This window comes from Actinacidiphila sp. bgisy167 (genome assembly GCF_057707665.1).
Map to the genome: position 1 here is coordinate 1 of NZ_JBYIQP010000158.1, position 4,893 is coordinate 4,893.

At 68.1% G+C, this 4,893-nt stretch carries 4 protein-coding genes and 1 pseudogene; 2 read left to right on the forward strand and 3 right to left on the reverse strand.

Annotated features, from left to right (window positions below; translation table 11 throughout):
• Window positions 1-65: 65 nt before the first annotated feature.
• The 3 genes from AC3ET4_RS30210 to AC3ET4_RS30220 all read right to left on the reverse strand — a co-directional run bounded on the left by AC3ET4_RS30210 (window position 66) and on the right by AC3ET4_RS30220 (window position 3,761).
• Complete coding sequence (locus tag AC3ET4_RS30210; RefSeq protein WP_431955062.1) at window positions 66-1,193, reverse strand: cytochrome P450 family protein; 1,128 nt, start codon at window positions 1,191-1,193, stop codon at window positions 66-68.
• A gap of 262 nt (window positions 1,194-1,455) precedes the next feature.
• The gene (locus AC3ET4_RS30215; RefSeq protein ID WP_431955064.1) at window positions 1,456-2,700 is read right to left on the reverse strand and encodes an acyltransferase family protein; all 1,245 of its coding nucleotides are present in this window, start codon (window positions 2,698-2,700) and stop codon (window positions 1,456-1,458) included.
• Between the two features lie 176 nt (window positions 2,701-2,876).
• Complete coding sequence (locus AC3ET4_RS30220; RefSeq protein WP_431955066.1) at window positions 2,877-3,761, reverse strand: LysR family transcriptional regulator; 885 nt, start codon at window positions 3,759-3,761, stop codon at window positions 2,877-2,879.
• Between the two features lie 89 nt (window positions 3,762-3,850).
• Here AC3ET4_RS30220 and AC3ET4_RS30225 point away from each other — a divergent pair, with 89 nt between their 5' ends.
• Window positions 3,851-4,591, forward strand: a complete 741-nt coding sequence (locus tag AC3ET4_RS30225; protein ID WP_431955068.1) for an SDR family oxidoreductase — start codon at window positions 3,851-3,853, stop codon at window positions 4,589-4,591.
• A 57-nt stretch (window positions 4,592-4,648) separates the two neighbouring features.
• Window positions 4,649-4,808, forward strand: a pseudogene (locus AC3ET4_RS30230) (ISL3 family transposase); the annotation flags it as partial.
• Window positions 4,809-4,893: the final 85 nt, after the last annotated feature.

Consider the following 4,893-nt stretch of genomic DNA (forward strand, 5'->3'; position numbering starts at 1 on the left):
GACTTCCCTGAGCCGTGCGCGTGCCGGGGGTGACGGCCGTGGTGGGGTCGGCCGTCACCCCCGGGTCAGGCCGCCGGTCGCAGGACCACCGGCAGGGTACGGTGGCCGTTGGAGATGAACGACACCTGCGGCAGGACCTCGGAGGTCCCGAGCGCCATGTCGGGGAAACGGTCGAACAGGGCCGCCAGAGCGATCCGCGCCTCCATACGGGCCAACGGCGCCCCCAGGCAGTAGTGCACGCCGAAGCCGAAGGCCACGTGATCCTTGCGCGTGGGGCGCTGGACGTGGAAGGCGTCGGCGTCCGGGCCGTGGTGCCGGAGGTCGCGCCCCGCGCCGGCGAAGGCGATCATGATGGCGTCGCCCTTGGCGATAACGACCCCGGCGATCTCGATGTCCTCCACGGCGTAGCGCAGGATGGAGTGGGCCCCGGGCGCTTCCAGGCGCAGGGTCTCGTCGATGACGTCGTCCCAGTCGGCGCGGCCCTCGCGGACCAGGGCCAGTTGCTCGGGGTGGCTCAGCAGTCTGTGCACCGCGTGGTCGAGCAGGTTGACCGTGGTTTCGTAGCCCGCGGTGAACAGCAGGATGAGGTTGTCGGCCAGTTCCTTCTCGGTCATCTGGCCCGCTGCCTGGGCCTCGATGAGCGCGCAGGTCAGGTCGCCGGCCGGCTCGGCCCGTTTGCGGGCGATGAGTTCGGTGAGTGCGACGTACAGCTCCTGACCGTTGACCTGCGCCTGCTCCAGGGTGGCCGTGGTGGAGAAGAAGCCCTTGATGATCCGTTGGAAGCGGCCGCGCGCTTCGACGGGTATGCCGAACAACTCGCAGGTGACCTGCAGCGGCAGCGAATGGGCGAAGCCCTCGCGGAGGTCGACTTCCGCCCCCGGGGGCTGCTCGGCCAGCGCGTCCAGGATCTCGGCGGTCAGCGCCTCGATCCGCGGCTGCAGGGTGGCCACCCGGCGGGCGGTGAAGGCCGAGGCGACCGGCTTGCGCAAGCGCGAGTGGTCGTCGCCGTAGGCGGTCACCATGTTCTGCACGGAGACCCAGATGGCCAGCGGCCACTCGGTGCCGACGCTTCCATCGATCCAAGCGGGCCAGTGCTGGTAGGCGTCCTTGGAGACGCGGGGATCGAGGAGCAGCGCCCTGATCTCCTCATGTCCGGTGACGGACCAGGCCAGAACTCCGCTCGGCAATTCCACTTGCTGGACCGGCCCCTCGGCGCGAATTCTGGCGATCTCCCCATGGATGTCCTGACCGGACGCGTCTATGGCGTACTTGCATGATGGAGGTCCTGCCACTTCCACCCCTTATGGACGTGTTCCCGCAATTACGGGACTACGACGAGCCAGCGGTAGTTGATCATATGGGAATGTGGCGTGAGCGGGGCAACCCACAGGGAAATCCGGATCCGGACTTTCCGGATCCGGACTCGTGACCCGGCAGGGAGCATTAGGCCGTGTGTCAGTCCGCAGCCGCGCTGGCGGCCGTCTCAGGCGGCGCCGGGTCGACGGGCGGCAGAACCACGGGGCGCCGACTGCGGGCGAAGCGCCGCATCACAGGTCGCTCCACCCCCACGTACAGGATCCAGCCCGCCACAAAGGTGGCCAGGAAAAAGCCGACGAACACCACCGTGGCCACCGGCGTCCCGTACCGGGCGCTGTGGCCCACCATGTTGCGGCCGTAGAAGACGGTGATGCCCTGGCACAGGTAGAACCCGAAGGACACCTCGCCCAGCCAGGTCATGGTCCGCCCGCCCAGCCGGCCCGACCGGCCCGCCACATCCCGCTGCACCGCCGAGATGATCAGCGCGCAGATCGGAAGGATCATCGTCACGTTGAAGACCAGGACGAACGGGACGTACAGCTGGACCACGAAGCCGACCAGGCACAGCGCCACGGCGGCGGGCATCGGCACCGGGATGTCGCGTCCGGCGCGCACGGCCAGCGCCAGCAGCGCCCCGATCACGAACTCGGGAAGGCGTAGCGGAGGCAGGAAGTCGCCGAACCAGAACTGCAGATTGGACACTCCGAAGGAGGTCTTCGGTGTGTCGGGCACCACCCAGGCCGTCGCCGCCTGGACGGCGACCATCACCACCATGAGCCCGGCGATCCACCCCCACAGGTGCCGGACCGGGATCCTCCTGAGGCCGTCGATCACCAGCGGGAACAGGACGTAGAACAGCAGCTCGCAGCTGAGGGTCCAGGCGACGAGGTTCACGCACATGAACACCGACGGGTCCGGGAACCACGCATGCAGCAGGAACAGGTTCGGCAGCCACGCCTTCGCCGGAATCGAGCCGTCCGCGAGGAAGACCATCACGAAGGCGAAGGTGACCAGGTGCGCTGGGAAGATCTTGAGCAGCCGGCGGCGCCAGAACGCCGTCGCGGGCTCCCCCGGCTTGGCCGACCAGGTGAGCACGAACCCGCTGAGGACGAAAAAGAACGAGACGCCGATCATTCCGGATCGGCCGAAGGTGTCCCCGAGCCACTGTGCGATCGTGTGGTTTGCGAACGGGCTGACCTTCACCGGCGCATTCGGCGGAAGCGGTGAATCGATCAGGGTCATGTGGAACATGAAAACGAGAAGGGCCGCAACGAATCGCAGCCCGGTCAATGAAGGAAGCCGATGTCTTTGGAGGTCGGGAGTCGGCAGAGCCGCCGAGGAAATCATAGGAAGCCTTCCGTTTGGCAGGGTGCGCTCGGCCATTCGCCCAATCCGAGCGACAAAGGCCCCCCGGGGCCGCGAGCGCACCCCCAGAGTGAACTCGACCAGAATTCACCCGTCCAATGAATTCGTTCATACGGAAGGGTTATAAATAGGAGAGCTGTATACGTTGCGAAACAGGAATCGCCGAAATATCACGGTAAATAAGGCATCCGCTGTCAGCGCAGCTCGTCCAGTCCCGCCACGAAGTCCTGCACCACGCTCCGCCGGTCGTTGCGCCGCCACGCCACCGCCAGCTCACTGGGCGCCAGCCCGCTGACCGGACGTGCCACGATCCCTGAGCGCCGGTATAGCTCGACGTTGCCCTCGGCCAGCAGCACCACTCCCTTGCCGGCTTCGACCGCCGCCAGGGTCTCCTCCGCACTCGAAACGACCGCACCGATCCGAGGTTCGCGCCCGCCGCGGTCCTCCAGCGCCAGCCAGAAGTCACGCAGCGGACCGGCACGGTCCGGCAGGGCGATGAAGGGCTCCTCCAGCAGGTCGGCGAAGGCGATCTCCTCCTGCTCCGACAAGGCGTGCCCCGCGGGAAGCGCTGCCCAGCGCCGCTCCCGCGCCACCACCCGGACCGAGAACTGCTCGGCATCGGGAAGCGGGAGCCACACGAAGGCGATGTCTACCTCGCCCTTCGTCAGCCCCACACTCGGATCCGCCCAGCCGACGTGCCGGAACCGCAGCTGCAAGTCCGGCCACTTGGACTCGAAGGTCCGCCGCCCCCGCTGGACCAACCCCCGGCCCACACTCGTCGAAAGACCGACGGTCAGCACCGCGTGGGCGTCAACCGCCGCGTCCGCCACCGCCCGCTGCGCCTGGTCCCACCGCTGGGTGATCTCCCGCGCCGCCGGAAGGAGCGCCGCGCCCGCCGGTGTCAGCCGCACCTCACGCCAGGCCCGCTCGAACAAGGACGTCCGCAGGCCCATCTCCAACTGACGCATCTGTTTGCTCAGCAACGACTGCGAAACGAAGAGCCGCTCCGCCGCCCGCTGGAAGCTCAGCTCCTCCGCGACAGCCAAAAAGTACTTGAGATCCCGTAGGTGAGCGTCCATAGCACATGGTTATCACAAGAGATCTTAGACAGGGGAGGCCGTTCCCGCCGAGGATGAGAGGGTCTCAACTCGCTTGGAGGCGACGAAGAATGAGGGCTCCCGACTTCGACCCGACCAACCCGGCCATCGATCCCAGGGATCGCGTCGCACTCGTCACCGGAGGAAACCGGGGCATCGGCCACGAGGTCTGCTCCCAGCTCGCCCGGCTCGGCCACACCGTCCTGCTCACAGCCCGCAACCTCCCCGCCGCCGAACGCGCCGCCGGTGCCATGGCCGCCACGGGCCTCGACGTCCGCCCCCTGCGACTCGACGTCCGCGACGCCGACACCCTCAAACGGGCGGCCCACCACGTCGGCGAGGAGTTCGGACGGCTCGACGTCCTCGTCAACAACGCCGCCATCCACTACGACAGCTGGCAGCGTCCGTCCTCCGCCCGCATGTCCGTCGTCACCGAGGCGTTCGAGACCAACCTCTTCGGCGCCTGGCGCACCGTCGAGGCCTTCGTCGACCTCCTGCGCGCCGCCGAGCACCCCCGCATCGTCAACGTCAGCAGCGAGGCCGCCTCCCTGACCAACATGGGCAGCGGCGCCCCCGCCTACACCGCCTCCAAGACCGCCCTGAACGCCCTCACCCGCATGCTCGCCGCCGACCTCCGCCACGAGGGCTTCCTCGTCAACTCCGTCTGCCCGGGCTGGGTCGCCACCGACATGGGCGGCCCCGGGGGCCGCCCCGTCGAGGCCGGCGCTGCCAGCGTCGTCTGGGCCGCCCTCCTCCCCGACGACGGTCCTACCGGCGACTTCTTCCGTGACGGCCGTCCCCTCCCCTGGTGACCCGGCTTGTCCGGTGCCCTGCGTGCGGGGAGCGAAGCGGCAGCCGCGCTGATGGGACTGCCCCACCTGCACAGCTTCTGCAACGGCCTGGAACTCGACCGCGCCGCTGTCAACGCCGGCCTGCCCCTCCCCCACCCACACCAAGCGGATCACGCGACAGGTGCACGGCCGAGCAGGATTCGAACTCCTCCGCCACCGCATCCTGCTCAGCACATAGGCACCCACCGTCACCACCGACTACGGAAACTTTGTACAGTCCCACCACCTTCACACCGGCCACCACATAGGACTCCTGGTGCGCA